Here is a 25,728-nt window from a genome sequence, read left to right on the forward strand (position 1 = left end):
CCTCAGCCCAGAGTGTTCGACGCCCAGCCGTGGGCGATGTGGGGGAATTCCGGCGGCGGTTCGCGCTCGTGCAGCAGTCGAAGCACGCGCGGCGGCGTCAGTGGCAGCTGCCGCACCGGCTTGCCGATAGCGCGTGCCACAGCGCAGCCGATCGCCGCGCCCACGGCCAGGATCGGGACCTCGCCCGCGCCCTTGGTGCCTAGAGGCCCCATCGACGGAGCGCCCTCGTAGAGGTCGGCGGCGACCGGAACCACGTCCTGCGCCAGCGGCAGGCGATAGGTCTCGAAATCGTCCTGCGCGATACGTCCGTCAGCGGTGATCGTCACCTCCTCATGCAGGGCGTAGCCGAGACCCTGCACGACACCACCCTGTATCTGGCCCATGACCGCGCGCGGGTTGAGTGCGCGGCCGACATCCTGCACCACGCGATAGGCCAGCACCTCGACATGACCGGTGTCCGGATCAACCGCCACCTCGGCCTCGTGGACAACGAAGACGGGGATGTCGAGCGCATCGATGAAGTGCCCCATCGCGCAGCCGGACATTGCCGGAGTGTTCCTGGCGGTAAAGGCTCCGCTTCCGGTGACCGGGCCGGTGGTTGCCTGCGCATGGGCGACGACAGCGGGGATCGATATGCCGGAGCCGGGACGTCCCGCGATCTCGACACGACCATCCCGCAGCACCAAGTCTTCCGGTCGGGTCTGGAGCATCTCGCCGGCGGTCCGCAGCAGCTTTTCCCGCACTTCCGCGCAGGCAGCCACACTTGCCGCGCCGATGGACACGGTGGTTCGTCCGCCGCCAACGCCGACATCGAGACCGGCGGCATCGGTGTCGGCTTCGCGCACGATCACCTGGTCGGGAGCGAGGCCGAGTTGCCCGGCCACGATTTGCGGCAGGGATTGCACCATCGTGCCAGATCCGATCTCCACACCCGACGTGACCAGTGTTGCACTGCCGTCGGCGTTCAAATTCACCGTCGCCGCCGAAGGCCCGACGAAAACGAACCATGTGCCGACCGTGGTTGCAATACCATAGAGCCTGCCGTCGGCCTCGGCCTCTGATGTACCGGTACTGGCGCGCAGTGTCTCCATGCGATCGAGCATCGGACCCAGCACGTCGGCCTCGAAAACCTGGCCCGTGGCACCGAGATCACCATCTCCCAGGACATTTTTCTTCCGGAACTCCATCGGGTCGAAGCCTAGCGCATCACAGATTTCGTCGGTGTGTCGCTCCAAAGCGAATGTGTTGTAGACGCCGTTGCAAGCCCGGAAAGCACCGTTGGGTGGTGTGTTGGTGTATACGGCGCGGCTGACGAGCCGCGTTGCGCCAACCCTGTAATTGCCGCCCAGCGTGTGCGCCGTCATCGTCGTCAGAAAAACCTGTTCGCCTCCATACGCACCGCAGTCCATCAGCACGACCGCCTCGCGCCCGGCGATGTATCCTTCGGCAGTGACAGCGGACCGGATGCGGATTTCCGCATTCTCGCGGCAGAGGCAGGTTGCCATCTCTTCCTGCCGGGTATTTTCCAGGACCACCGTGCGCCCGGTCATCCGCGCCAGAACTGCAGTGATAGGCTCGATGGATGCATCGAATTTCAGGCCGAACCCGCCGCCGACAGGGGGTACAGTGACCCGCACACGCCCGGGCGGAAGCTGCATGACCCTTCCGGTGACGTTGCGCACGGTCCAAGGCACCTGCGTCGAGGTCTGTATGTGAGCACGGCCGTCCTCCCAGGAGCCGATGGCAACGCGCGGTTCGAAGGGCACATGGCTCTGCCGGCCGACGGTAAAGCTGCTCTCGACAATGCGTATGTCGGGACGGGCGAAGGCCGCATCGACGTCACCGCGGCTGGATTTTGCCTCCCATGCGATGTTGCCGGCACGTGCACCGCCCTCGGTGATCACCTCGTAGCCGCGCCAGCCCTCGTGGACGAGACGGGCGCCGGGCTGGAGCGCGTCGGCCATGGTGAGCACCGGTGCCAGCGGCTCGACCTCGAGCATGATGGCGGCAAGTGCCGCCCGCGCCTGCTTCTCCGTCTCGGCGGCGACGACGGCGATTGGTTCACCGTGATAGCGGATCGTGTCGATGGCCAGGAGCGGATGGTCGGCAATGCCGATGCCGTAGAGCCCTGGCGCGTCGGCGCCGGTCGCCACCGCGCGCACGCCAGGACAGCGAAGTGCCGCCGAAACGTCGAGCTTGCGGATACGCCCCGCGGGAACGGTCGACCGCAGCAGCACGGCATGCAACATGTCGGGGCGAACCCGGTCGTTGGTGTATTTCGTCCGCCCGCGCAGCTTGTCCTGCGCATCGCGGCGGGGAAGATTCATCACGGTGGCGGACAGCTCAGACATGTATGCCTCCCGCCAACTGGCCAGCCTTCCGCGCTTGGTCAAGGCAGTCGGCCACGGCGTCGACGATCCGCTCATATCCCGTGCAGCGGCAGATGTTGCCGGCCATCGCGGCCTTGATTTCGGGACGGCTCGCATGCGGATTGTCACGCACGAACGCCGAAAGGCTCATGACCATTCCTGGAAAACACATGCCGCATTGCACGGCATCGACCGCCTCGAAATTGGCCTGGAGCGGGTGCAGCGCCTGGCTTCCGAAACTCAATCCCTCGATGGTCGTCACCGCGCATCCCTGGACGAGGCCAATCGGCTTCAGGCAGGACGGCACCGCTTCGTCGTCGACATGCACCGTGCACGCGCCGCAAAAGCCTTCGCGGCACACGGCTTTGGTCCCCGTCAGGAATCGTTCCTGCCGCAAGATGTCGACGAGCGGCGTCATCGGATCGCCATCAAAGCGGCAGTCCTCGCCATTCAGCTGGAATGTCACGGTCATGCCAGGCCCCCAGTCTTGAGAAGTGCGGCAACACCGCGTTTGACCAGCGGCGGAAGAACCTGGCGGCGGTACCAACCCTCCGCCTCCTTACCGTCGCGGCCCTGAAAATCATTGTGCTCCAGTGCAAGCTCGGCGGTGCGTTCCGGATCGAGCGCATAGGCCGGGCCTGCCCTCATGGCCTGTTCGAGCGCCGTCCAGCGCCGCGCTACCGGCTCCACCGAGCCGACGGCGATGCGACATCGTTTGTCTTTGTCTACCGCAAGCGAGACGACGGCGACCGGATAGTCGCCGGCTTTCCGAAGCGGCAGGCGGATATGAGCACTTGCGACAAGGTCGCGGCGCAGATGAATTCTCGTCACAATCGCTTCGGCCAGCAGCGTATGCCTGTCTTTGAGGAAATCTGAAATACCGAGAAGTTTTGGGCCTTCGAACGTCTCCAGTTCCACCGCCGCCTCACAGACGAGAAGCGCAGGGGCGAGATCGGCGGCGGCAAAGTCGAGGGCACAAAGGTTGCCGCCCACGGTGGCGACCCTTCGGATGCCGGGATTGGCCGCATTCTCCGCCGCGGCAACCAGACCTTCGAAGCCCACTGCCCCGTGCAACGCGCGGCCAAGGACTGCATGGGTAACGGCTGCGCCGATCACGACATGGTCCGGTTCGATTTCGACCTTGGACAAGGCGGGTATTCGGTGGAGTGCGACCACCGCCTCGGGAAGGTCGACCCCGCGCCGTGGATCACGCATCATCCAGGTGCCGCCGGCAAGCACCGCCGCGCCTTGCCGGCGTGCGGCCATTGCCTCTTCAATCGTGCTGGCTGCGGTGAACGATCGTTCCACGCTTGGTGCCATCTGTCATACCCCTCGGAAGCAGCCAACTTTCGCGGCGCTGCAGCATTGTTGCTCCAGCTTTAGGCTCCTGTGAAATAGTAATTCTTTGAGTATCGTATCGAAAAAACAGATAACTCTGCGGCGTGCTCTTTGGCGCTCAGGCCCAGTGAGCGACCGTGCGTTTCTCAAAGCTCTCACGGAACTGGGCGGTGGTTCTGGGGAGGAGTTCGCCAGTCTCCCAGTCGAGGATCACGGCATAGTGCCGAACCGCATCGAGCGTATCGATCTCGCCGGAGCGATATTTGCGCGCGACCTCCTCAGGATCCATGCGTGCCCAGTCCTTCCGTTTCGCCCGGATGTCGGCACGGCAGGCTTCGGTTGCCGTCCCGTCGATTTCGTACTGGCACAGGTCGCGGTCGATTTCGCGGATCACCACGCCGTAGTCAGTCTTGGCGCGCTCCAGGGAAACGTAGTCGTCGATCACGTCCTCCATCACCTTGCGGGGCTCGCGCTGCAGTGGATCGCCGAAACCGCCGCCGCCGGCCGTCGGACGAGCGAACTGGTCGCCTGTGTGGACGGAGTAATCGGAGAATACGGAGCCGAGCCAGATCTCGGTCTCTTCTCCGGCGCGCTTCATGGTCAAGCCGTGGGGCATCGACGGCAGGCCTCCTTCGACACCCCAGACGACAGCGCGCTCGCGGTCGCAAATATAGGACATGACGGCATTTTCAGCCTCAAGCAGCAACGAGGTCTTCTGCACGCCGACGCCGCCCCGCCATTTGCCGGGCCCGGCTGAATCCTGCTTGATCTGGAACTCGACCGTCCGAGTCGGATTCACCCGTTCGTTGCCTTCGTTCGGTTGCGACATCAACCCGGTTCCGAAGCAGGCGGTGGTGACATCGGCACCATCCTTGCCGTTGCGCCCGCCCCAACCGCCCGGCAGCCATTCGTAGAACATGAAGATCGGCTTTTCGGGTTTGCGCGCGTCCCGTCCCCCGGCCAGCAGATATTCGAGGTTGAAGGCGCAGGCGATAGCGCGTTCGGGCATGATCTTCGACCACATCTCGAAGATCGCGTTCATGATCTTTTCGAACGGCATCAGGAACCCGGTCACCGCCACCGGCCATTCCGCACTGACGATGCTGTTCTTTGGCGCAGTCACCTCGATCATCCGGTAAAATCCGCTGTTGAGCGGGAGGTCCGGAAAGAAGGTTTTCATGCCGGCGACCACGGCCGAGAAGGTCGCGCCCGGGGCGGAATTGTACATCGAGGCAATGGTCGAATGGCTTCCCGTAAAGTCGTAGTGGATCGTGTCGCCCTTGATCGTCATCTTGATGCGGATCGGGATCATGCCTTCGCCGGCACCGAGATCCCGGTCGATGTAGTCGACCGTCTCCCAAGTGCCGTCGGGCAGTTCCGCGAGACGCTTTCGCACGGCACGTTCGACGTAGTCCTGAACCTCCTCCATCCCGCGCATGACCTGGCCGCGTCCGTACTTCTTGACCAGCCGCAACAGTTCGCGCTCGGCGGCCTGCGTCGCCTGCGCCTGGGAATGGATGTCGCCAATGATCGACGCGGGATCGCGCGTGTTGGCCGCGATCATGTTGGCGACGTCGGAGCAGAAGCGGCCGCGCTGGAAAAGGCGCAACGGCGTGATCCGCAGGCCTTCGCGAAACATGTCGCGGGCGGTGACGTCGAAGGAACCCGGCACCGAGCCGCCGAGATCCGACCAGTGTCCGTTCGACTGGGAGAAGCCGATCAGTTTGTCTTCATCGAAGATCGGTCGGACGAGCCGAACATCGCTGAAATGCGTACCGCCGGCATAGGGATCGTTGATTGCGTAGACGTCACCGGGTGCCATATCGCCTTCGAAGACCCGGATCACCTCCTTGCATGTGTTGTGCAGTGTGCCGACATGGACCGCGATGTCGTAGTTGCCCTGGGCAACGGAGTTGCCATCGGCGTCGTGCAGGGCGTTCGAAAAGTCTCGGTTGTAGATGACGAAGGAATAGCAGGTGCGAAGCATCTGTTCGGCCATCTGGTCGACGGTGGTGATGAAGGAGTTTTTCAGCACCTCGAACGTTACCGGATCGAGGCCAGGGCTCGTTTCAATCAGCTTTGTCATGTCTCAGCCTTTCGTCACGATGAGAATGTTCAGGAAGTCGTCGACGGTGGCGCTCATTCCCGGCGGAACCACGGTGGTGGAATCGAACTGTTCGACGATGGCGGGTCCCGCAAAGGCAGCGCCGGCGCTGAGTTGGTCGCGTTCATAGACAGCCGCATCATGAGATACGCCGTCGAACCAGACGCCGCGGCGGCCGACCGGCTGTGGCTTGTGCGGCAAGACTTCATGCCGCGGCATCTCGGCTTTCGGTACGATGCCGATCGCCTTGACCGCGATGCGGAAGATCGACACCGGCGCCTCTTCGCGGCGGTAGTTGAACTCGCGTTCGTGCTCGTTGTGGAATGCCTCTATCAGCGAGCAGATGCTCTCGATCCGCGCCGGGGCTGACACCGCGAGCGAGCGCCACTGGCCCTGGTACATCATCTCGACCGTACGCTGCAGCGCCATGTCTTCGCGCGCCACGCCCTCATGGGTCAGACGCTCAACCGCCTGTTCTTCCATCAGAACAAAGGCCGTCTGCATCTCGGCGGGCGAGACCGTCGAAGCATCGGCCATGAAGCTTTCGGAGAAATCATGCTGCACGTCGACGAGAAGGCAACCGAGCGCGGAGGTGACGCCAGGATTGGGCGGCACGATCACGGTTGGAATCGAAAGCTCCTTCGCCACGGCCGCTCCGTGCAAAGCGCCTGCACCGCCGAATGCGACGAGCGCAAAGTCTCGTGGGTCATAGCCCCGGCTGATGGAGAGAAGCCGGACGGCATTGCCCATATTGGCGTTGGCGACAGCGATGATCGCCTCGGCCGCTTGGTGGAGTTCCATGCTGAAGGGTGTCGCCACAGTCTCCTGCACCGCCTGGGCGGCCAGAGCGGGGTCGAGCGTGATCTTGCCGCCCGCAAGGCTGGTGCCGAGACGACCGAGCACGACATTGGCGTCGGTGTTGGTGGCGGTGCGGTTGCCATTCTTGTAACAGGCAGGGCCCGGAAACGCGCCGGCGGACTGCGGTCCGTTGCGCAAGCTGCCGCCCTCGTCCTGCCATGCCAACGAACCGCCGCCCGCGCCGATGGTCAGCACCTCGATGGAGGGGAAGCGGATCGGATATCCGAATTCGATGTACCAGTCTTTTGTGATGCGCGACTCCCCGTTCCATGCGAGCGAGACGTCGGTGCTGGTGCCGCCCATGTCGAAGCCGATCGAGTTCTGGAAGCCACAGAGATTTCCGATGAAGCGGCTTGCGATCGCACCGGCGGCGATGCCCGATCCTGCGAGCCGGGCTGAGAAATCCCTGACGCTTGCGGGTGTCATGACCCCGCCACCGCTGTGCAGCAACAGGAGATCTCGCTTGTATCCGGCCGCGGCAAGCTTTTCTCCGAGACGCGACACGTAGTCGACGACGACCGGGGCGCAGACGGCGTTGGCCATGGTGGTGGAAAAACGCTCGTGCTCGAAGATTTCCGGCATCACCTCCGAGGAGATCGAAACCGGCAGATCCGGCATGGCCTCCTTCAGAATCTCACGCATGCGGCGCTCATTGGCGCCGTTGACATAGGAGTTCATGAAGCAGACGGCGATGGACTTGACCTGCCGTTTCACGAGAATTTCCGCGACGCGGTGAGCGGCCTCTTCGTCCAGTGCTTCCAGGATCGTGCCCTCGGCACTGACCCGTTCCCGGACCGTCAGCCGGTCGCGGCGCGGGATATAGGGCTTGGCGACATCCTTGTAGGTGTCCCAGAGGTCTTCCTTGTTGGCGCGGCGGATCTCGACAACATCACGGAAACCCTCGGTGCAGACCATTGCGGTGCGTGGCAGGCGGCGGGTGATCAGCGCATTGGTGGCGACCGTCGTACCATGAGAGAACAGCGTCACCTCCGAAAGATCGATGCGGCCCTGCTCCACGCCATTCATGATCGCCTGCATGGGATCGTCAGGCGTGGAGGCGGTCTTCTCGATGCGGATCGCGCCGCTATCTTCGTCCATGATGCAAATGTCGGTGAAAGTCCCTCCGACATCGACGGCAACTCTTATTCTGCTCATGACAGTTCCTTCGCGGGATATTTGCGGGCAAGGCCCGGCTTTCGCCGCCCTTGCCGGGGCGGCGTCGCAATAGATTATGGGAATTGGCCCGGATTTCGCCGGGTCTAGTGCCGCTCTCTTGAGGTCGAAGCGCGGCCTGCCCGGTTCGCTGCTTCGCGACGGGTATCAGTCGGTGCGCAACCGAACCGCGTCCGGTAGTGCTTGCAGAATTGAGACTGGTCGGCAAAGCCCCAGCGGTAAGCAATCTCGGCAACGCTGCTGATGTTGGTCACCGACATCAGTTCCTCGGAGCAAAGTTCAAGCCGGGCGTCGCGGATGAAGCCGTTGATCGACTGGTTGCTGTCCTGAAAAAGAACCTGCAGGTAACGCAGGGAAATCCCGCAGGCATCGGCCACCGCCTGCGGGCCGAGGCCGGAATTCTTCAGATTGTCGCGAATATACTGCTCGGCACGATGCAAATGGCCGGCCCGGATCGACGAGATGCTGCTGTCCAGCACGCGATCGTCGCTCACGATCGACAGGCACAGCATTTCCAGGATGTGCCTGCCCATCATCTCACGAGCGACTTCAGTGATCTCATCGACATGGCCGATCGTGGTTCGCACCGTGTCAAGGAAGAGCGCGGCGACGCCTTGGGTTGCGTCGAAACTGAGCGCACTGAGCCGTTCGGCAGACCCGATCCGCGCCCGAACGCTCGACGACGGCACCTTCAGGACCCACAGCGCGTTTGGCTTACCGTGCCAGAATTCGTAAGGCGCATCTCCCCTCTCAACGAGGAAGCCCCCCGGACCGCAATTGACGGTCCTCGACCCTTGCGAGAAATTCACCTCCGACATCTCCGGGATGGTGATGAGCAGGCTGGCGTCACGTTCGTTGAGGAAGTGGCGGCGATGGCGGCGATAGCTTACGGCATCGCAGCGCATTTTAGACACGCTGACGAGCCCAAGCGAGAAGGTTTCCAGCGTGCCTGAAAATTCACGACGGTTCCGATACTCGGTGTCGAGCGGAAAATAGGCTTCGGTAACAGCGGCTTGCCAGGCATCACCGCCTGTGGGACCGCCGATCGTATCGACGACGTATTTCATTCCCCGACCTTTCTGGTTGGCCCCGGTTAGCCCGGTGTTTTTCTGAAGATTACAGGAATCCGCCGGCGCGTATTGGTCAAAAACGAATAAACTTATGTGGCCGTTTGGCCCAAGGGCCGGAGCTCGCGACGGTTTCAATTATCGTCACGGTCCTGGTGTGCAGTTGATCAAACCAGCCTTGGGCGCGCAAACCGCAAGCCAACTTGGAGCCATGCATTCTTCTCGCACACTCATTCAGGATAAGTTGGCCAGCGCCGGGATCGCCGCCATGTTCTGTGCCAGGCCGACGGTCACCGCCGCCTCGGCCAGTTCCTGCGCACCCTTCACCCCGAGGATCTTGAGCGCGATGTGGGCCAGCGGACGCGTCCGGTGGCGCCGCCAACCAGACCGAGCGCCATCGGCATCTCGATCGTCCCCCAAGAAACCCTGTTTCGCCAAAAATGGTGACGATCCGCTCGGCTCCTCGGTCGTTTTGGCCCATGAGCCCAACCCTTCCACGCGCCGAAGCAATGCTCCGGCCTAGTCGGCCGCCGGGATAATCCGCCAAATCTTGTTGCCCACATCATCCGCGATCAGCAATGCTCCAGTTCGGTCGATGGCGACGCCGACCGGACGGCCGAATGCCTTGTCATCGTTGCTCAGAAATCCGGTGAGCACGTCCTGTGGCGGCCCCGACGGCTTGCCGTCGGCAAACGGCACGAAGATCACCTTGTAGCCGCTTCGCGGCATGCGATTCCATGAACCATGCTGGCCGACAAAGGCGCCATTCTTCATGTGCGGGCCGAACAGGTCGGCGGTGTTGAAGGTGAGCCCAAGCGACCCGGTGTGCGCCCCGAGTGCGTAGTCGGGCACGATCGCCTTGCCGACGAGGTCCGGACGCGGTGGCTGCGCCCTGACATCGATGTGTTGGCCGAAATAGCTGTGGGGCCAGCCGAAGAAGGCGCCATCCCTGACCGATGTCATGTAGTCGGGAACGAGGTCGCTGCCGATCTCGTCCCGCCGTTTTCGCCGACATTGGAGTTGGAGCCCACGGTGGCATAGAGCTTCATCCCGTCCGGACTGGCAATGACGTCCTTGGTCCAATGGTGATTGCGGCCGGCCGGAAGGTCGACGATCTTCTCGGACGGAGCAGTGATCTCGGTGGTGCCATCGCGATAGGGGAAAGCGACGACCGCGTCGGCATTGGCGACATAGAGCTTGCCGTCGAGCAGCGTCATGCCGAAGGGCGAGAAGAGGCTGCTGAGGAGGGCTGTCCTGGTCTCAGCCACGCCATCGCCGTTCTCGTCGCGTAACAGCGAGATACGGTTGGCGCTCCGCACCTCGGCGCCAGCCCGGCTCTGGAACAGGTTCATGAACCAGCCACGTATGGAAAAACCTTCGTCAGGTTTTGGCGGCGCGTTGCTTTCGGCGACCAGCACGTTGCCATTGGGCAGCACGTGCAGCCAGCGCGGATGGTCGAGGCCGCCAGCGAATTCGTTGACGGCGAAGCCTTGGGCGGCGACCGGCATCTTGCCTTGGGGCCAAGGGGTCGCCTCGGCAACGTGGACCGTGGGTATCCAGGTCGGATTGGGTTCGGCGAGCGTCGGGTTTGGACCGTAGGTCTGCTCGATCGGAACGGTGGCCTGTTCGCGCGAGAAGAAGAACAAGCTCGCCCCCGCGATTACGACGAAGGCGACAATGACGAGTAAAACGCCGAGAATTTTTCGCATCAGATATTCCCGAAGATTGGGACAGTGACGTAACGCCATCAGGGCGTTCCGGTTGCGGCGGCACGCGACATTTGCGCGAAATAGGCGGCGTCCGAGAGGTTTTTAGCAGCGTTGCGCATCAGATGGGCGAAGCGCGTGCCGCCGCGCTTTTCCTCGCGGAAAAGCTCGAGCTGGGTCGCAATGTATTTGGCGGGCTGTCCGGACAGTTCCGGATAGATGGGGTTGCGGTCCGGACGACCGTGGCAACCCAGGCATGCCGGAACGTCGCGCTCCGGGATGCCGCGTCGCGCGATCTCATCGGCACGCGCGATCCGGGCACGGTCCGGTTGCGTCGACGTTGCAGGCGCAGGCAGCGCGGAAAAATGCCGCGCGAGATCGGCGAGGAGTGCAGGGTCGACAGCGGTGACAGAAATTCCCATGACACCGCTCTGGCGGTGGCCGGCAGCGTAGGCTCTCAAACTTTCAAGAAGATAGGTTTCGCGCTGAGAGGCCAAGACGGGCGTTGCGGGGCTCCGGCCGAGCCCATCCGTGCCGTGGCAGCGGGTACAATCGGCGAGTGCGCGCTCGAGGCCTTGTGTTTGGCCAGTCGACGGTTCGCTACTGCCATAAGCAAGGTCGCGCCACCGCGCCTCGTCCATCATCGGCAGTTCGCGCAGGAAGGCGACCATCGCCCAGACTTCATCGTCGCGCTGCTGCGTCGGCCAGGCCGGCATGCCGGTGAAGCGCACGCCGTGCTGGACGATGCGGAAGAGTTCGGCGTCCGTCCATTCGCCGACCTTACCGACAAGGTCCGGCGGCTGCGGCAGCATCGCAAGGACGGCGGGCGAGCGCGGTTCACCGGGCGCGCCGTGGCAGATGGCGCAGCCGCGGGCGAAATGGCCGGCAGCCGGCTGAATAGCATAGCGCGGCAGCTCGTCCGGCACCTTGACCGTGAGTGCGTATGTCCGTACGGCCGAGCGCATGGCGAAGTGCAGGAACCACTCGGTCACCTTCCAGTGGCCGGTCGAGGCGCCAACGTTGAAGAATCCGATCCAGGTCGCGAAAAGCACGGCGGCCGGCAAAATCGCCAAGCCTATCGCCAAGTGTTTCCAGTTGACGTGCATCAGCCGGCCAGCCTCTCGGTTTTGCCGCCTAGGAGCCTGGCAAGGAGGAAGACACCTCCAGCGAGGTAAGCGGCAGCGCCGATCATCAACATGATGATGCCGCCGAGCGCCTGGTCCAGTCCCGCCCCGAGCACGAGGCCGAAGCACGTCACATCGCCGAGGCCATAGAGCGGTCGCGAGGCGAGCGAGAGCAGCGCGCCAAGCAACGTCATGTGGATGGAGGTCAGGAGCAACGCGAAGGCGCCGGCAGCGTCCCTAGCCGGCGCATCGGAATTGCGCGGCGCCACGCACGTCAGCCACAGGAACAGCCCGGCGCCAAGGAAGGACACCTGCTCGATCATGGTGGCGATGGTCGATGTCTCGGCCCACTGGCGCGCAGCCGGCGCATGCCAGCCCCAGACGACAATCAGTTCGACGAGAGAGGCGATAAGGGGAGCGGCGGTGGCCACGGAGCGTATCGTCCTGGCAATACCGATTGCGATCAGCGGCGCCGCGATCGCGACGACGCCCATGTGGGCAAGCATGTGGGCCGCGAACGAGCCACGCCACGCATCGAGCAGCGGTCCCGCCCAGACCAGCGCGAGGGTGACGAAGCCCAGCAACAGGCTTGCCGTCCTCATGAAGAGCATCCGTCGATGAAGAGCAGCGGCAGCGCCACGTAGAGCACGGCGACGAAGCTCAGGCCGCAAAGCAGTAGCGTGGCAAACCCCTGGAAGAGGTTGCGGTCCGTCGCTGTGGGATCGTCGTGCGGCGGATCGTTCGTGCCGAAGCCCCACTGCCTCCAGGCGAGCCACCCGGACAAGACGATCATCACGAGTGCCGCCAGCGTCATAGCCACTATGCCAGCCTGGACGACAGCGAAACCGAGGTCACCGCGCTTTGCACACCAGATTGCGGCCAGTGCGTAACAGGCGAGGAAATGTCCGGCCCAGATCACGGGCGCGGTGAAGAGCGTCCAGAGCGTTTCGACCTCTTTGGGAATGATGCGCATCACCGTCTCACATCGCTTCCGGGAAAAGACCGATGACGGCGAAGGTGATGACAGCGGTGATCGCCATAAAATGCCAGTAGAGCGCGACGTTGTGCAGTTCCATGTCGTGCTCCCGCGTCAGACGACCGGCGAGGCTGCGCGCAAGGCAATAGAGCTGCATGACGGATCCAACCGCGGCATGAGCAAGCGCCCAGATGACGAGAATCCAGACGATCGCCGGATAGACATGCGCGGTCGGCTGCATGTCATGCTGCCAGGGTCCGGCAAAACCGGCTGCAGAGGCAGCAAGCGTCAGCAGAAACGCGGCAACAAGCGCAACGCGTGCGCCGTCGATCCACCCGCTTGCGTTCAGTCGGCGCGCACCAAGCATCGCGACCCATGCGGCGACGAAGAGAGACAGCGCGATCATCGGCCACCGCATACCGGGACCCGGCTGCCCCAGAGTGAAGTCGGGATGGATGGTCCAGTAGAAGAAATAGCCGAAGATGAGGCTGGCGAAGGCAGTTCCGTCGCCAACCATTGTAATGAACATCGCCCACCAGCCAACAGAATCCGGACCGGAGGCATAGAGCGGCAAGCGCAGTCCAAGGCCGACATCCTTGGTCTTCTTTTCCGGGGTTTCGCCGGTGCCGGTCCAGAGCCACCACAAAATGGCAGAGAGCGTGCCGATGCCCGACAATAGGGCGAGGATCCAGAGTTCGAAGGTGAGCGCGACGAAAACGCCGCCGAGCAATGCGGCCGAGATTATTGTGATCGTGGTTGATGTCGCCACGCGCTGGCACTGCAGCGGATGGGCGTCGAGCACCGAGGTGATGAGCGTCTCGCGGCGATTCTCCTTGGCACTGCGAAGATAATAGGCGCCCTCATTGACCTTTTGCATCAGATCCGCCTGGTCCCAAAGCGGATACCGGCTCTCGATGATCGGAATGGATCGAACGCCCCAGTTCTCCTCGGGCTCGTTCAGCCATTCGAGCGTGCCCGCCTTCCACGGATTCTGCTCGCTGCGGGGTTCGCGATGCTTCGGCCGTACAACATCGAAGACAACCACCAGCACCCCTGCCGCGAAAACATAGGCGCCGATCGTGGAGATGAGATTCAGCCAGTCCCAACCGATCCCCTCGGGGTAGGTGAAGACGCGGCGCGGCATCCCGCGCAGGCCGCTGAGATGCATCGGAAAGAAGGCGACGTTGAAGCCGGCAAACATCAGCCAGAAGGCGGTGCGCCCGAGACGGGACGAGAGCATCCGCGCATTGATCAGCGGATAGTAATAGTAAACGCCGGCGACCAGCGGGAACAGCATTCCACCGATCAGCACGTAATGCAGATGTGCGACGATAAAATAGGTATCGTGCGCCTGCCAGTCGAACGGCACGAGCGCGACCATCACGCCGGTCAGCCCGCCGATGACGAAGATAGCGAGCCCGCCGGCGCCAAACAGCATCGGCACCGAGAAGATGACACGTCCGGCCAGCATGGTGGCGATGAAGACGAAGATCTGCACGCCGGTTGGAATCGCGACCGCTTCCGAGGCGGCCGAGAAGAATGCCAGCGAAATCTGCGGCAGGCCGGTCGCGAACATGTGGTGGACCCAGAGGCCGAACGATAGGAAGCCGGTGCCGACAGCGGCAAGCACGATCCAGGAATAGCCGACGATCGGACGTTGCGAAAAGGTTGGCACGATCATCGCCATCAGCGCGATGGCGGGCAAGAAGATGATGTAGACCTCGGGGTGCCCGAAGATCCAGAACAGGTGTTGCCACAGCAGTGGGTCGCCGCCCCGCGTCGGGTCGAAGAACGGCCAGTCGAACATGCGCTGCATCTCAAACAGGATGTCGCCGGCGATCAGCGGCGGAAAAGCGAATAGGATCATGCCCGCGACGATCAGCAGGTACCAGGCGAACAGTGGCATTAGGTTGATGCGCATGCCCGGCGCGCGGCACTTCATGATGCCGACGATCAGTTCGACCGCCGCAGCAATGGAGGCGACTTCGATAAAGGAGAGGCCCAGCAGCCAGATGTCGGCACCAATGCCGGAATATGCCTTGTCAGTGGCAAGAGGCGGATACATGAACCAGCCTGAAGAGGGAGCGGCGTCGAAGAAGATCGAACCGCAAACGAAGACACCGCCGATCAGAAAGCTCCAGAAGCCGAAGGCTCCGAGACGGGGAAATGGCAGTTCACGCGCACCGAGCATCGGCGGCAGCAGAAAGATCGCGACAGCCTCGAAGATGGGCACGGCAAACAGGAACATCATCACGGTGCCGTGCAGCGTAAAGGCCTGGTTATAGAAGTCGGCAGAGAGGAAATTGTTTCCCGGAACCGCGAGCTGCGTGCGCACAAGAAGCGCCAGAACGCCGCCAAACAGCATGAAGGCAAAGGCCGCACCCCCGTACCAGAGGCCAACCTGCGTATTGTTGACCGAAGTCCAGTAACGCCAGCCGATCGGCGTCTTCCAGACGAGGCGCAGCTGTTCTTCCTCGATCTTCTCTGCGGAGGGCAAGGCGTTTCGCTTGATGCGGGCTTTGAGGGTTGTCATTCGAGTCCCTTCAGCCAGGAGGCGATTTCGGCGATGTCCTGTTGGGGCAACATGTTGAAGTCGGGCATCTTCGAACCCGGCTTGATCAAATGCGGATGGGCGATGAAGCTACGAACGGCCTCATCGTCGGTGGGCAAAACGCCGGCACCAATCGTTCCCCGCGAACCCATATGCGAGAGATCCGGGCCGACACCACCCTCAGCTTGTGTGCCCGCAACGCGGTGGCACGCGCCGCAGCCGTTGCGAAGGAATATGTCGCGTCCGGGCAAGGATGCGCCGGGCGAAGGGTTCGCCCGCACAGACAGCCATTCCCGGAAGGCAGCGGGCTGCATGGCGACGGCCGTGAAGGTCATCAGCGCGTGCGAGGTCCCGCAATATTCCGCGCAAGGGCCGCGGTAGGTGCCAGGTTTGGTCGCCAGCAACGAGAGCCGATTCACGCGACCCGGGATCATGTCCATCTTGCCACCGAGCGCGGGAATCCAGAAGGAATGGATGACATCGGTGCTTTTCAGCAAGAACTCGACGCGCTCGCCAACCGGCAGCCTGATCTCGTTGGCGGAAAGAATAGGAACTCCGCCGTCAGCCAGGTGGTAGGCGACCCGCCACCAGAATTGCTCACCAGTCACTTCGATCCTGAGACCATTGGCTTCGCCGGCTCGTGCGAAAGGTCTCAGTCCAGGCATCAACCAAAGCGCATAGCCTAGCAAGAGAAAGAGGAGTAGCGAAGGAATGGCTGCCCCGCCCCAGAAAATCAGCCGGCTTGCAATACGCTCGTCTATGGGAGTGCGCTCATGACGTGTCGCGTGGACCAGAAGACCGATGACCGTCAGCCAGATAAAACCGCCAGCAATGGCCATGAGCCAGAAAAGGTCAGCGATCTGGCGCGCTTCCTCTCCGGCCGGATCAAGCGCCGACTGGGCTCCCGAGCAGCTGGAACAGGTTCCCAAGCATAACCACAGCGCGAGCCAGCGCACCGCAGCGAGTTTCGTAATCCGGGCGCTTGTGCTTGGAACTGTTGACGAATCTATCCCTCCAATCGATGCCCTTGCTCACAAACGCGCCCGCAACCGAGTGGTTGCGCCAAAACTTCAGTTTAGCGGCAATGGCCAGTGCTCATGCAATCTACGCGCCGGTTTCGTCATTTGTCGCGCTGGTAGGCGATTTCTTGCACTTTGCGGCGTTCGACGGCGTGCCCAAGCCGTCTCGAAAAGTGCCGTCTCCGCTCCAACCTGCGAGCAGGCGACTGAGCATTGGTGCGGGTGAAAACGTGGGCGCGCACCGAAGAGTTGTCGCCGGGCCGCCCGTCGATCTCGAACACCTCGATCAGGAACCCGCACCTCCGGCGCGGTTGCAACGCCAGTCCTGTAAATGTCCGCAACGCCAAGGGGGCGGCTCAGCCATCCTCCCTGGCGACCAGTAGAAAAGGTTCGCGCTCCGGCGTCGTCACCGAAAAGCCCGAAGGGCCCACCGCGCTGAAAAAGCGATGGAACATGTCGATGAAGACACGCACGAAGAGTGGCTTTGCCGAACCGTACATGTCGGCGACGATCAGCGTCGGTGGCGGCAGTTCATCGAGGATTGGTCTTCGAACGATCTCCTCGCCATCGGCGGTGGCGCGACCGATCGGCCGCAAGTTGAGGACGGCCATGCCGAAGCCGGATGCGACGGCCGAGCGCACCGTTTCATAAGAGCGCGTGCGAAAGCGCACCTCCGGCCGTTTCGCCAGCACGTCGAACAGGGTCAGGAGATAGGTCGCCGTGTGCGGCAGGTCGAGCAGCACCAGCGGCCGTGCCGCCAGTTCCGCCAGCCAGATGCCGTCGCGCGCGGCAAGGGGATCGTCCGCATTGAGCACGGCATGCGCCGGTACCTTGCAGATGCGGGTGACGCTGTCGATACCGATTGGACCGATGTCGTAGAGAATGGCCAGATCGATCTGGCCGGCGACAAGCCGTTCCTGCAACTGGACCTGGTCGGCCTCGACAAGGTCGATCTCGACATCGCCGACGTTGTCGAGGTAGCTGCGCAGCATCTCCGGCATGAACAGCGCGCCGAACGGCTCGAAGCAGCCGATGCGCAGGACCTTCGGCACGCGCCCGTTGAGGTCTCCGATCGACCGGTTGAACTCCGTTTCCGCCGCCAGCATGATGCGGGCGGCGGCGACGAAGCGTTGGCCGGCCGGCGTGATGGAGACGCCGCGCGCCGGCCGCCTGTCGAAAATGCGCGCCCCCATCCCGGCCTCGGCCAGAGTGATCGCCGCGAGGATGGAGGATTGCGAGATGTAGAGCGATCTGGAGGCCGCCAGCACGCTGCCAAGGCGGGCGACTTCGCAGACATAGCGCAACTGCCGAATGGTCAGATTCATGGCTCTTTGTTACATTAAATAGCGAATATTCCCCACAACAATACATTTTATGGTGATGAAAAAAACCGCCAGATTGCCCGGGCTGACAAGGCTGCCGTAAGAGCGGCCATGAAGTGAGGGGTTCGAACTGCATGCCGAATGGGCTGTCTCCCATTGCCGACGCCGATGTTCTGTGCCGCCTGGCTGCTTCGGAGCTTAGCGCCGCCTACCGCGCTGGATCGCTGTCGCCCGTCGAGGTGACGCTGGCGGCGCTGGATCGCGCCGAAGCGATCAATCCGCTTTTCAACGCTTTCACCATGATCGACCGCAAGGGTGCGATCGAGGCCGCAGGTGCTTCCGAGAAACGCTGGCGGGCAGGCGAGCCGCTGTCGGCGGCCGACGGCATACCGACGACGCTGAAGGACATCGTCTGGGTCGAGGGCTGGAGCGTGCGTTACGGCAGCAGGACGACGACTTCCGCCGCCTATGACAAGGATGCCCCCGCCGTTGCCCTGCTGCGCAGAGCGGGTGCGGTCTTCATCGGGCAGACGACGACGCCCGAATTCGGCTGGAAGGCGATTACCGACAGCGGCCTCTGCGGCATCACGCGCAATCCCTGGAATGCGCAAAAGACTCCCGGCGGTTCCTCCGGCGGAGCGGCGGTGGCCGCCGCCACCGGCGCCGGCGTCTTCCATCTCGGCACCGATGGCGGCGGCTCGATCCGCATTCCGGCCTCGTTCACCGGCATCGCCGGATTGAAGCCGACCTTCGGCCGCGTGCCCGCCTATCCGTCCAGCGCGTTCGGAACCGTCGCCCATATCGGACCGATGGCGCGGACAGCACTCGATCTTTCCGTCATGGCCGGCGCCATGTCCGGCCGCGATATCAGCGACTGGCAGCAAGGCGTGGGAACGCTGGCGCCGCTTGGCCGGATCGAAGAAGTTTTGCGGGGCGCCCGGATCGGCTACTGGTCGAAGCCGCCTTCAGGAGCGCTGGATTCCGGGATCGCCGCCGTCGTCTCCCACGCCTTGACGTGTTTCGACGCCTTCGGCGCGACGGTCGAGCCGATTGATCTTCCCGGTGGCGATCTCCTCGATCTGTTCCAGCATCACTGGTTCACCGGCGCCGCGGCGCGACTGGCGCTGGTTCCGCCGAGCGAACGGGCGGGCATCGATCCGGGCTTCCTGGAGATCGCACAGGCTGGGGCAGCGTTCGACGTCCATACGCTCGTCGCCGCACAGTTGGAGCGCGCCGAATTCGGCGCCGCCATGGACCGGCTGCTAGACGACTATGATTTCATCGTTTCGCCGGGGACATCGATTCCAGCCTTCGACGTTGGCCTTGAAGTGCCTCTGGGCAGCGGCCTCTCGCGATGGATCGAATGGGCGGCGTTCAGCTACCCGATCAATCTCAGCCAGCAACCGGCCTGCGTCATCCCTTGCGGCATGACCGAGGCGGGCCTGCCCGTCGGCTTCCAGATCATCGGCGCGCGCGGCGACGATGCCCGCGTGCTTTCGGCGGCAGTCGACCTGGAAGCCGCTTTCGTGCCCATGACCCACGCGTTTCGCCAGAAAGATCTGGTGTGAAAGATTTCGCATGAAGAAAAGACTCTAACCAACGCCAAAAGGGGAACTTTGCCATGATGAACAGACGTGCAATGCTGCAGGGCGTGGTCGGCGCGGGTGCGGCCGGTGCCGCGCTTCTTGCCGATATGAACACTGCGGCGATCGCCCAGGACACCAAGCCCATTCCGGTCGGCTCGGCCCTGCCGATGTCCGGCATCGCCGCCGCCGACGGCATCGAGTTCAAGAACGGTCTCGAACTTGCCGCCGAGGAGATCAATGCGGCGGGCGGCATTCTCGGCCGGCCTGTCGAGATCCACATCGAAGACACCAAGGAAATGGGCGCCGACCTCGTCAGCCAGTCGATGCAGCGCCTGATCGACCGCTTCGAGGCGCCGGTCATCATCAATGGCTACAATCTCGGCACCAACATGATCGAGATGGACGTCGCCGCCGACAACGACGTCATCATGATGCACTACAACACGCTGATTTCGCACAATGAGAAGTTCAAGACCGACCCTGCCCGCTATTACAGCTCCTTCCAGGGCGATCCGCCGGAGTTCTGGTATGGACCGGGCTGCCTGAACTTCCTCAAGACGCTTGCCGCGGACGGCAAATGGAAGGCGCCCAACAAGAAGATCGCCATCATCCCGTCTGCCAACGAATATTCGATCGTCATCGCCAACGCGATCCGCGACAAGGCCGCCGAATACGGCTTCGAGGTTAGTCTGTTCGAGACCGTTCCGTTCCCGACCAACCAGTGGGGACCGACGCTGGCGAAACTCCGCCAGGACCCGCCGGCGGCGATCCTGGTCACGCACTTCCTGCCGCAGGACCTGGCGCAGTTCATGGTCCAATTCCTCGCCGAGCCGATCAACAGCCTGATCTACATGCAGTACGGACCATCGCTGCCGGCTTTCCGCGAGATCGGCGGCGAGGCGGTCAACGGCGTCGTCTATTCGACGGTGATCGGCTGCCTGCCGGACGACTTCTCCAAGCCGTTCCGCGAGAGCTACCGGGCCAAATTCGGTCCGAACTCGGCCTACATCACGGGATCGCAGACCTATGACGGCCTGTGGATGTGGGCGCTTGCCGCGGCAATCGCCGGTGGTCCAGGCGAACCGATGGACAAGGCGCAGACCACCAAGGTGGCCAATGCGATGAAGCGCCTGGTCTATCGCGGGGTCAACGGCACCTACCGGGCCGATCCGGCCGGCCAATCGGCCTTCTGCTATCCGACGCAGGTGGCCGATCCGTCGCTTGGCATGCCGCACCAGTTCCTGCAGCATCAGGATTACAAAACCGATCCGAAGCTGATCGCGCCGGCGCTCTATGCCACGGACAGCTTCATCCTGCCGCCATGGATCAAGTGACCGGACGCGGAAATGAAACCAACGACACCGGCCGGGCCCTTTGCCCGACCGGCTCCATTGGGTGAGAAATATGACTGAGGCCGCCGGTCCGATGCTGGTTTGTGACAGTGTGGTCAAACGGTTCGGCTCGCTGGCCGCCGTCGACGGCGTGTCGATGGTGGTCAATGCGGGCGAGATCGTTGGCATTGGTGGGCCGAACGGCGCCGGCAAGACGACCTTCTTCGACGTGGTGACAGGGATCACGCCGGCCAGTGGCGGCCGGGTGCATTTCGGCGACACCGACATTTCGGCGCTTCCGGCCGACCGCATCTGCCAACTCGGCATCGCCCGCACTTTCCAGCTCAATGCCGCCTTCGACAGCTTGACCGTTCGCGAAAACATCGAGATCGCCGCCTATTTCGGCCGGCAGCGGCGAAGGCTGGCCGGCTTCCGCCTCGGCGAGGATGTCCGGCAGGCAACGATCGAAGCGCTGGACTTCGTCGGGCTTGCGGCCAAGGCCGACGAGACCGTGGCGCGGCTGCCGGTGCTCGACCGCAAGCTGCTGATGATTGCCGGCGCCATCGCCACCCGGCCGAAAATGCTCTTCCTCGACGAGCCGGTGGGCGGGCTCAACGTCGCCGAGATCGACCAGATCATGGCGATGGTGCTGAAACTGCGCGACCAGGGACTGACGATCGTCCTGATCGAGCACGTCATGCGCTTTCTCCTGGCGCTCTCCAGCCGCGTGATCATCATGCACCATGGCAAGGTGATATTCGAAGGCCGGCCGGACAAGGTCGCCGAGGACCAGACCGTTGTCGAAACCTATCTCGGCCAGGGCACGCAGAAACGGCTGAAGAAATTCTTCGATGAGCAAGCCGCCATGACGAATCCGGCGGTGGGGGGAACGCCATGACGGGCGCAGCCGCAAAACCACCTGTCCTGCAACTCGACGGCATCGTCTGCGGCTATGACGGACTCGACGTGCTCAAGGGCATTTCGCTGACCGTTCACGCCGGTGAATTCATCACCGTCGTCGGCCCGAACGGCCATGGCAAGTCGACATTGCTCAAGACCATTTCCGGCCTGGTGCCGCTGCGCGGCGGTCAGATCAGCATCGACGGCCGGCGCCTGTCCGGCAAGCCGCATGAGACGGCGATGCTGGGCGTCGCCCACGTGCCGCAGGGCGATATGCTGTTCGCGCAGATGAGCGTGCTCGAAAACCTTTTGATGGGCGGCTATCTCGCGCCGGACAAGGCCGAGATCACGCGTCGGCTGGACGAGGTCTACGCGCTTCTGCCGAAGCTTGCCGACCGTCGCAACCAGATCGCCTCGAGCCTGTCGGGCGGCGAACGGCGCATGGTCGGCATAGGCCGCGGCCTGATGATGGGCGGGCGCATCCTTTTGATCGACGAGCCGTCGCTTGGCCTCGCGCCACTGATCATCGATCAGGTCTACGACGTCATTTCGCAACTGAGCAAGGCTGGGCGCACGATCCTGCTGGTGGAGGAGAACCCGGCCCGGGTCGAGGACCTCGCCGACCGCCTGCATCTGCTCGACGACGGCGCCATCGTCTGGTCAGGCAAGCCCGCCGAACTGATGGCGCGCGACGAACTCCTCGCAACCTACCTCGGAGGCTGACGCCATGACCGACGTTCTCATGGCCATTCTCGTCGCCGGCTTCACCTCGGGCGCGCTCTATGCGCTGGCGACGGTCGGGCTGTCGCTGGTCTGGGGTTCGATGGGCATGCTCAACATGGCCCATGCGGCGATGCTGACGCTTGGCGGCTACGTCGCCTTCACGGTGATCACCTCGCTCGGCCTGCCGGTCGCGATCGGTTTCGCCGGTGCCATCGTCGCGGGTGCTTTGGCCGGCGCCATCCTCTATTTCGCGATCGTTCGCAATCTCCTGCAGAATGACAAATCGACATTCGAAGCCAACGTCATGATCGCCACGGTCGGCATCGGCATCGCCCTCGAGAATGCCATCCTCCTGACCTATGGCGGGCAGCCGCTGAAGCAGCCGGTTTCGATCGCCGGTGCCTTACGCCTGGGACCGCTGACGCTGCCCTGGCAGAACCTTCTGATCATCGCGGTGGTGGTCGTGATGATGGTGGTCGTCTCGGCGGCGCTCGGCCGCACGCGGATGGGCCGTGCGATCCGGGCGACGGCGCAGAACCGCGACGCGGCGCAGCTCATGGGCGTCGCCGTCAACCGCGTCTACCTGCAGGTGCTGATGCTGTCGGGCGCGCTCGCCGGCATCTGCGGCGTCATGGTCTCGTCGATGACGCAATTGTCGCCGCCACTCGGCAACGACCCGATGCTGAAGGCCTTCATCATGTGCGTGGTCGCCGGTCTCGGCAATCTGCCGGGCGCCATCGCAGCAGCACTTGGGCTGGCGTTGCTCGAATCCTTCGTTCAGTACGCCTTGGGCGCCAGGTGGGGCTTTCCATCGCTGCTGTTCGTCGTCATTGCCGTGCTGATCTGGCGGCCGTCCGGCCTTTTCGGCCACGCCGAAATCCGGCGCATGTGAGGGGCATCATGACAGAGACACGCCCCATGTCCCGTTCCTCCATGTCTCGCTCGGCCAGGACTGATCTTGCCATCAGCCTGATGCTGATCGCGGCGGCGATCGCGCTGCCGTTCCTGGTCGACAGCCGCTACATCCTTGGCCAGATCGTGCTGGCGCTGTTCTATGCGACGATCGCCTCGCAGTGGAACCTCCTGTTCGGCTTCTCGGGCATCTTCTCGCTGGCGCAAATGGCGATCTTTGCGTTCGGCGGCTATGCGACGGCGATGCTCTGCTTCTATTTCGGCTGGAACGTCTGGGCAGCACTTGTGCCGGGCGCGCTGGGCTCCGTGCTGTTCTCGCTGGTCGTCGGCCTCGCCTGCCTTCGCCTGACCGGCGTCTATGTGGCGCTGCTGACGCTGGCGATCGCCCAGACGATGTATCTGCTGATCGTCACCGACACCGAATGTTTCGTCATGGTCGGCTCCGTCTGCCGCCAGTTCACCGGCGGCGCCGTCGGCTTTGCCCGCTTCGGCGACCTCGGCACCAGGGCCTTGCTCCGGGCGCAGTGGCTGGTCGGCAATTACGCCATCATCGCGGTGCTGTTCGCGCTCACCATGGTCTTCACCTACGCGATCGTCAAAAGCCCGATCGGCCTTGCCTTCCGGGCGCTGAAGGACAATCCGGGCTATGCGGTGGCCCGCGGCGTCAACCGCTTCCAGGCGCAGCTTCTGGTGTTCGGCATCTCCGCCTTCTTCACCGGGCTGGCCGGCGGTTTCTATGCCGCGCATTTCCAGGCGATCGGCCCCGGTGTGCTGTCGATGTCGCAACTTATGTTCATCATCGCCATCGTCGTGGTCGGCGGCGTCGGCACGTTCTGGGGACCGCTGGTCGGGACGGTGGTGCTGGTGCTGGCTGACGAATTGATGCGAGAGAGCGGCGAGTTCCGCACGCTCGGGCTCGGCCTGATCATCGCCCTGTCGGTGGTGTTGATGCCGAAGGGGCTGGTCGGCCGTTTTGGCGATCTCATCGACTGGCTCGGACGCCGTCGCACCAGCCCCGACAGCAAGCCGGCAGCAAGCAGCATTGTGCAAAGTCCGACCCCTGCTGGAAAGTGAGAGACTGACGATGTTCGATACGATCATAGTGGGCGCCGGCTCGGCCGGCTGCGTGCTGGCAAACCGGCTCAGCGCCGATCCTGCCCGCAAGGTGTTGCTACTGGAGGCAGGACGCGAGGCGCCGCTCGCCTCGGACGTGCCCTCGGACTGGCCGACCATGTTCAACACAGCCGTCGATTGGGGCTATTACACCGAGCCACAGGCCGGTTGCCGCGGCAGGCGGGTGTTCTGGCCGCGCGGCAAGATGATCGGCGGTTCCGGCGCACTGAATGCCATGATCTATATTCGCGGCCTGCCGTCCGATTACGATGGCTGGGCCGCCATGGGCTGCCCCGGCTGGGCCTGGGAAGACGTGCTACCCGTGTTCAAGGCCTGCGAAAGCAATGCCGAACTCGGCAACGACCCGCTGCACGGCGCCAACGGGCCGCTGCATATCGGCAATGTCGCGCATGTCGATGCCAACGAGCTTGCCTGGATCGAGGCCTGCAAGGCCGCCGGCTACAAGCACAATCGCGATTTCAACGGCGTCGAGCAGGAAGGTGTCGGCCTGTTCCAGTTCACCATCAAGAACGGCGAACGCTGGGGCACCGGCAAGGCCTATCTGCGCCCGGCGCGGGAACGACCCAACCTCACCGTGAAAACCGGCGTGCTGGCGACGGGCCTTATCGTGGAGAAGGGCCGGGTCAGGGGTATCCGCTATCTGGCAAACGGCGTGCCGGAGACCGCTTTCGCCGACACAGAGGTGGTGCTGTCCTCGGGCTCGATCGGCAGTTGCCAGCTGATGCTGCTTTCGGGCATCGGGCCGGCCGACGAACTCGCCCAGGTCGGCGTTGCTCCCGTGCACGACCTCCCGGGCGTGGGCAAGGATCTGCAGGACCACATCAACATTCCGATCACCTTCTATACCAAGGACAAGATCGGCGTCGGCGCCTGGACCAACGAGACGCTGCAGCGCGACTTCGCGGAATGGCAGACATCGCGCAGCGGTCCGCGTTCCTCACCCTGGGTGGCGGCGGGCGGCTTCGTCAAGAGCCGGCCCGACATCGAGCCGGACCTGCAGCTTTACGGCGCCATCAGCCCGCATCGCGACTATGTTCGGTTCCTTTCGTCCAGGCCCGGCATCACGCTGCACACCACGCTGCAGCGGCCAGACAGCCGCGGCGAGATTCGCCTGCGCTCGGCCAATCCAATCGAATATCCGGCGATCGACCCACGTTACTTCATCAGCGACGAGGATGGCTCGGACATTGCCACGCTGGTCGAAGGCATCCGCATCAGCCGGCGCATCGCGGCGCAGTCGCCGCTTGCCGAAATGCTCGTCGGCGAAATCACGCCGAGCGCCGAATGCGAGAGCGACGCCGAGATCGCCGACTATATACGCGGCCACTGCACGACGCTCTATCACCCGACCAGCACCTGCCGCATGGGTTCAGATGCGATGGCCGTCGTCGATCCCACGTCGATGAAGGTTCATGGGCTGGACGGGCTTTGCATCGCCGATGCCTCGGTCTTTCCGAAAATGGTGTCGGGCAACACCAACGCGCCGACGATCATGATCGCCGAACGCGCCGCGTCAATGATCCTGGCGGGCTAGG

At 63.4% G+C, this 25,728-nt stretch carries 20 protein-coding genes and 1 pseudogene; 7 read left to right on the forward strand and 14 right to left on the reverse strand.

Translation table 11 applies throughout. The features are described from left to right. Positions 1 to 2: 2 nt before the first annotated feature. From NKH95_RS06950 to NKH95_RS07015, 14 genes and pseudogenes are all read right to left on the reverse strand, one after another. Positions 3 to 2,351, reverse strand: coding sequence for a xanthine dehydrogenase family protein molybdopterin-binding subunit (locus NKH95_RS06950; protein ID WP_352794550.1), 2,349 nt, complete (start codon positions 2,349 to 2,351; stop codon positions 3 to 5). After that, on the reverse strand, positions 2,344 to 2,841 hold the full coding sequence (locus tag NKH95_RS06955) for a (2Fe-2S)-binding protein (RefSeq protein ID WP_352610068.1): 498 nt from the start codon (positions 2,839 to 2,841) through the stop codon (positions 2,344 to 2,346). Before NKH95_RS06955 ends, NKH95_RS06950 begins: the two co-directional genes overlap by 8 nt. Further along, positions 2,838 to 3,689, reverse strand: coding sequence for an FAD binding domain-containing protein (locus NKH95_RS06960; RefSeq protein ID WP_352794549.1), 852 nt, complete (start codon positions 3,687 to 3,689; stop codon positions 2,838 to 2,840). Before NKH95_RS06960 ends, NKH95_RS06955 begins: the two co-directional genes overlap by 4 nt. A gap of 136 nt (positions 3,690 to 3,825) precedes the next feature. Next, the gene (locus NKH95_RS06965) at positions 3,826 to 5,793 is read right to left on the reverse strand and encodes a hydantoinase B/oxoprolinase family protein (protein WP_352610065.1); all 1,968 of its coding nucleotides are present in this window, start codon (positions 5,791 to 5,793) and stop codon (positions 3,826 to 3,828) included. 3 nt (positions 5,794 to 5,796) lie between these two features. After that, complete coding sequence (locus NKH95_RS06970; RefSeq protein WP_352610064.1) at positions 5,797 to 7,824, reverse strand: hydantoinase/oxoprolinase family protein; 2,028 nt, start codon at positions 7,822 to 7,824, stop codon at positions 5,797 to 5,799. Positions 7,825 to 7,928: 104 nt separating this feature from the next. Next, the gene (locus NKH95_RS06975; RefSeq protein ID WP_023808993.1) at positions 7,929 to 8,909 is read right to left on the reverse strand and encodes an AraC-like ligand-binding domain-containing protein; all 981 of its coding nucleotides are present in this window, start codon (positions 8,907 to 8,909) and stop codon (positions 7,929 to 7,931) included. A gap of 234 nt (positions 8,910 to 9,143) precedes the next feature. Next, positions 9,144 to 9,347 carry a hydroxymethylglutaryl-coenzyme A reductase family protein gene (locus NKH95_RS06980; RefSeq protein WP_352891245.1) on the reverse strand — a complete coding sequence of 68 codons (204 nt, stop codon included), beginning with the start codon at positions 9,345 to 9,347 and terminating at the stop codon, positions 9,144 to 9,146. An 81-nt stretch (positions 9,348 to 9,428) separates the two neighbouring features. Further along, positions 9,429 to 10,618 (reverse strand): annotated as a pseudogene (locus NKH95_RS06985) (PQQ-dependent sugar dehydrogenase). 38 nt (positions 10,619 to 10,656) lie between these two features. Beyond that, complete coding sequence (locus tag NKH95_RS06990; RefSeq protein WP_352891246.1) at positions 10,657 to 11,679, reverse strand: c-type cytochrome; 1,023 nt, start codon at positions 11,677 to 11,679, stop codon at positions 10,657 to 10,659. A gap of 41 nt (positions 11,680 to 11,720) precedes the next feature. Continuing rightward, the gene (locus NKH95_RS06995; RefSeq protein ID WP_352891248.1) at positions 11,721 to 12,341 is read right to left on the reverse strand and encodes a cytochrome c oxidase assembly protein; all 621 of its coding nucleotides are present in this window, start codon (positions 12,339 to 12,341) and stop codon (positions 11,721 to 11,723) included. Continuing rightward, complete coding sequence (locus NKH95_RS07000; RefSeq protein WP_352866136.1) at positions 12,338 to 12,712, reverse strand: hypothetical protein; 375 nt, start codon at positions 12,710 to 12,712, stop codon at positions 12,338 to 12,340. Before NKH95_RS07000 ends, NKH95_RS06995 begins: the two co-directional genes overlap by 4 nt. 7 nt (positions 12,713 to 12,719) lie before the next feature. Further along, positions 12,720 to 15,248, reverse strand: a complete 2,529-nt coding sequence (ctaD, locus tag NKH95_RS07005) for a cytochrome c oxidase subunit I (protein ID WP_352866133.1) — start codon at positions 15,246 to 15,248, stop codon at positions 12,720 to 12,722. Then, positions 15,245 to 16,222, reverse strand: a complete 978-nt coding sequence (gene coxB / locus NKH95_RS07010; RefSeq protein ID WP_352866130.1) for a cytochrome c oxidase subunit II — start codon at positions 16,220 to 16,222, stop codon at positions 15,245 to 15,247. Before coxB ends, ctaD begins: the two co-directional genes overlap by 4 nt. Positions 16,223 to 16,641: 419 nt before the next feature. Then, positions 16,642 to 17,610, reverse strand: coding sequence for a LysR family transcriptional regulator (locus NKH95_RS07015; RefSeq protein WP_352891249.1), 969 nt, complete (start codon positions 17,608 to 17,610; stop codon positions 16,642 to 16,644). Between the two features lie 131 nt (positions 17,611 to 17,741). Here NKH95_RS07015 and NKH95_RS07020 point away from each other — a divergent pair, with 131 nt between their 5' ends. From NKH95_RS07020 to NKH95_RS07050, 7 genes are all read left to right on the forward strand, one after another. After that, positions 17,742 to 19,175: an amidase gene (locus NKH95_RS07020; protein ID WP_352866128.1), complete on the forward strand. Its 1,434-nt coding sequence runs from the start codon at positions 17,742 to 17,744 to the stop codon at positions 19,173 to 19,175. A gap of 53 nt (positions 19,176 to 19,228) precedes the next feature. After that, positions 19,229 to 20,527, forward strand: a complete 1,299-nt coding sequence (locus tag NKH95_RS07025) for an ABC transporter substrate-binding protein (protein WP_031212361.1) — start codon at positions 19,229 to 19,231, stop codon at positions 20,525 to 20,527. A 70-nt stretch (positions 20,528 to 20,597) separates the two neighbouring features. Beyond that, positions 20,598 to 21,422, forward strand: coding sequence for an ABC transporter ATP-binding protein (locus NKH95_RS07030; RefSeq protein ID WP_031212363.1), 825 nt, complete (start codon positions 20,598 to 20,600; stop codon positions 21,420 to 21,422). Beyond that, positions 21,419 to 22,147 carry an ABC transporter ATP-binding protein gene (locus NKH95_RS07035; RefSeq protein ID WP_023809004.1) on the forward strand — a complete coding sequence of 243 codons (729 nt, stop codon included), beginning with the start codon at positions 21,419 to 21,421 and terminating at the stop codon, positions 22,145 to 22,147. Before NKH95_RS07030 ends, NKH95_RS07035 begins: the two co-directional genes overlap by 4 nt. 4 nt (positions 22,148 to 22,151) lie before the next feature. Beyond that, positions 22,152 to 23,039, forward strand: a complete 888-nt coding sequence (locus NKH95_RS07040; protein WP_023809005.1) for a branched-chain amino acid ABC transporter permease — start codon at positions 22,152 to 22,154, stop codon at positions 23,037 to 23,039. A 26-nt stretch (positions 23,040 to 23,065) separates the two neighbouring features. After that, positions 23,066 to 24,133, forward strand: a complete 1,068-nt coding sequence (locus NKH95_RS07045) for a branched-chain amino acid ABC transporter permease (protein ID WP_352891250.1) — start codon at positions 23,066 to 23,068, stop codon at positions 24,131 to 24,133. Positions 24,134 to 24,143: 10 nt separating this feature from the next. Further along, positions 24,144 to 25,727 (forward strand): GMC family oxidoreductase, encoded by a 1,584-nt coding sequence (locus tag NKH95_RS07050; RefSeq protein ID WP_128302562.1) that lies wholly within the window; start codon positions 24,144 to 24,146, stop codon positions 25,725 to 25,727. Position 25,728: the final 1 nt, after the last annotated feature.

It is taken from the genome of Mesorhizobium sp. M0848, assembly GCF_040319805.1.
Classification (GTDB): domain Bacteria; phylum Pseudomonadota; class Alphaproteobacteria; order Rhizobiales; family Rhizobiaceae; genus Mesorhizobium.

Excerpts from the sequence above, each read along its gene's own strand:
- NKH95_RS06950 (WP_352794550.1), bottom strand. The coding sequence starts at position 2,351 with ATGTCTGAGCTGTCCGCCACCGTGATGAATCTTCCCCGCCGCGATGCG.
- NKH95_RS06955 (WP_352610068.1), bottom strand. The coding sequence starts at position 2,841 with ATGACCGTGACATTCCAGCTGAATGGCGAGGACTGCCGCTTTGATGGC.
- NKH95_RS06960 (WP_352794549.1), bottom strand. The coding sequence starts at position 3,689 with ATGGCACCAAGCGTGGAACGATCGTTCACCGCAGCCAGCACGATTGAA.
- NKH95_RS06965 (WP_352610065.1), bottom strand. The coding sequence starts at position 5,793 with ATGACAAAGCTGATTGAAACGAGCCCTGGCCTCGATCCGGTAACGTTC.
- NKH95_RS06970 (WP_352610064.1), bottom strand. The coding sequence starts at position 7,824 with ATGAGCAGAATAAGAGTTGCCGTCGATGTCGGAGGGACTTTCACCGAC.
- NKH95_RS06975 (WP_023808993.1), bottom strand. The coding sequence starts at position 8,909 with ATGAAATACGTCGTCGATACGATCGGCGGTCCCACAGGCGGTGATGCC.
- NKH95_RS06995 (WP_352891248.1), bottom strand. The coding sequence starts at position 12,341 with ATGAGGACGGCAAGCCTGTTGCTGGGCTTCGTCACCCTCGCGCTGGTC.
- NKH95_RS07000 (WP_352866136.1), bottom strand. The coding sequence starts at position 12,712 with ATGCGCATCATTCCCAAAGAGGTCGAAACGCTCTGGACGCTCTTCACC.
- ctaD (WP_352866133.1), bottom strand. The coding sequence starts at position 15,248 with ATGACAACCCTCAAAGCCCGCATCAAGCGAAACGCCTTGCCCTCCGCA.
- NKH95_RS07015 (WP_352891249.1), bottom strand. The coding sequence starts at position 17,610 with ATGAATCTGACCATTCGGCAGTTGCGCTATGTCTGCGAAGTCGCCCGC.
- NKH95_RS07020 (WP_352866128.1), top strand. The coding sequence starts at position 17,742 with ATGCCGAATGGGCTGTCTCCCATTGCCGACGCCGATGTTCTGTGCCGC.
- NKH95_RS07025 (WP_031212361.1), top strand. The coding sequence starts at position 19,229 with ATGATGAACAGACGTGCAATGCTGCAGGGCGTGGTCGGCGCGGGTGCG.
- NKH95_RS07030 (WP_031212363.1), top strand. The coding sequence starts at position 20,598 with ATGACTGAGGCCGCCGGTCCGATGCTGGTTTGTGACAGTGTGGTCAAA.
- NKH95_RS07035 (WP_023809004.1), top strand. The coding sequence starts at position 21,419 with ATGACGGGCGCAGCCGCAAAACCACCTGTCCTGCAACTCGACGGCATC.
- NKH95_RS07040 (WP_023809005.1), top strand. The coding sequence starts at position 22,152 with ATGACCGACGTTCTCATGGCCATTCTCGTCGCCGGCTTCACCTCGGGC.
- NKH95_RS07045 (WP_352891250.1), top strand. The coding sequence starts at position 23,066 with ATGTCCCGTTCCTCCATGTCTCGCTCGGCCAGGACTGATCTTGCCATC.
- NKH95_RS07050 (WP_128302562.1), top strand. The coding sequence starts at position 24,144 with ATGTTCGATACGATCATAGTGGGCGCCGGCTCGGCCGGCTGCGTGCTG.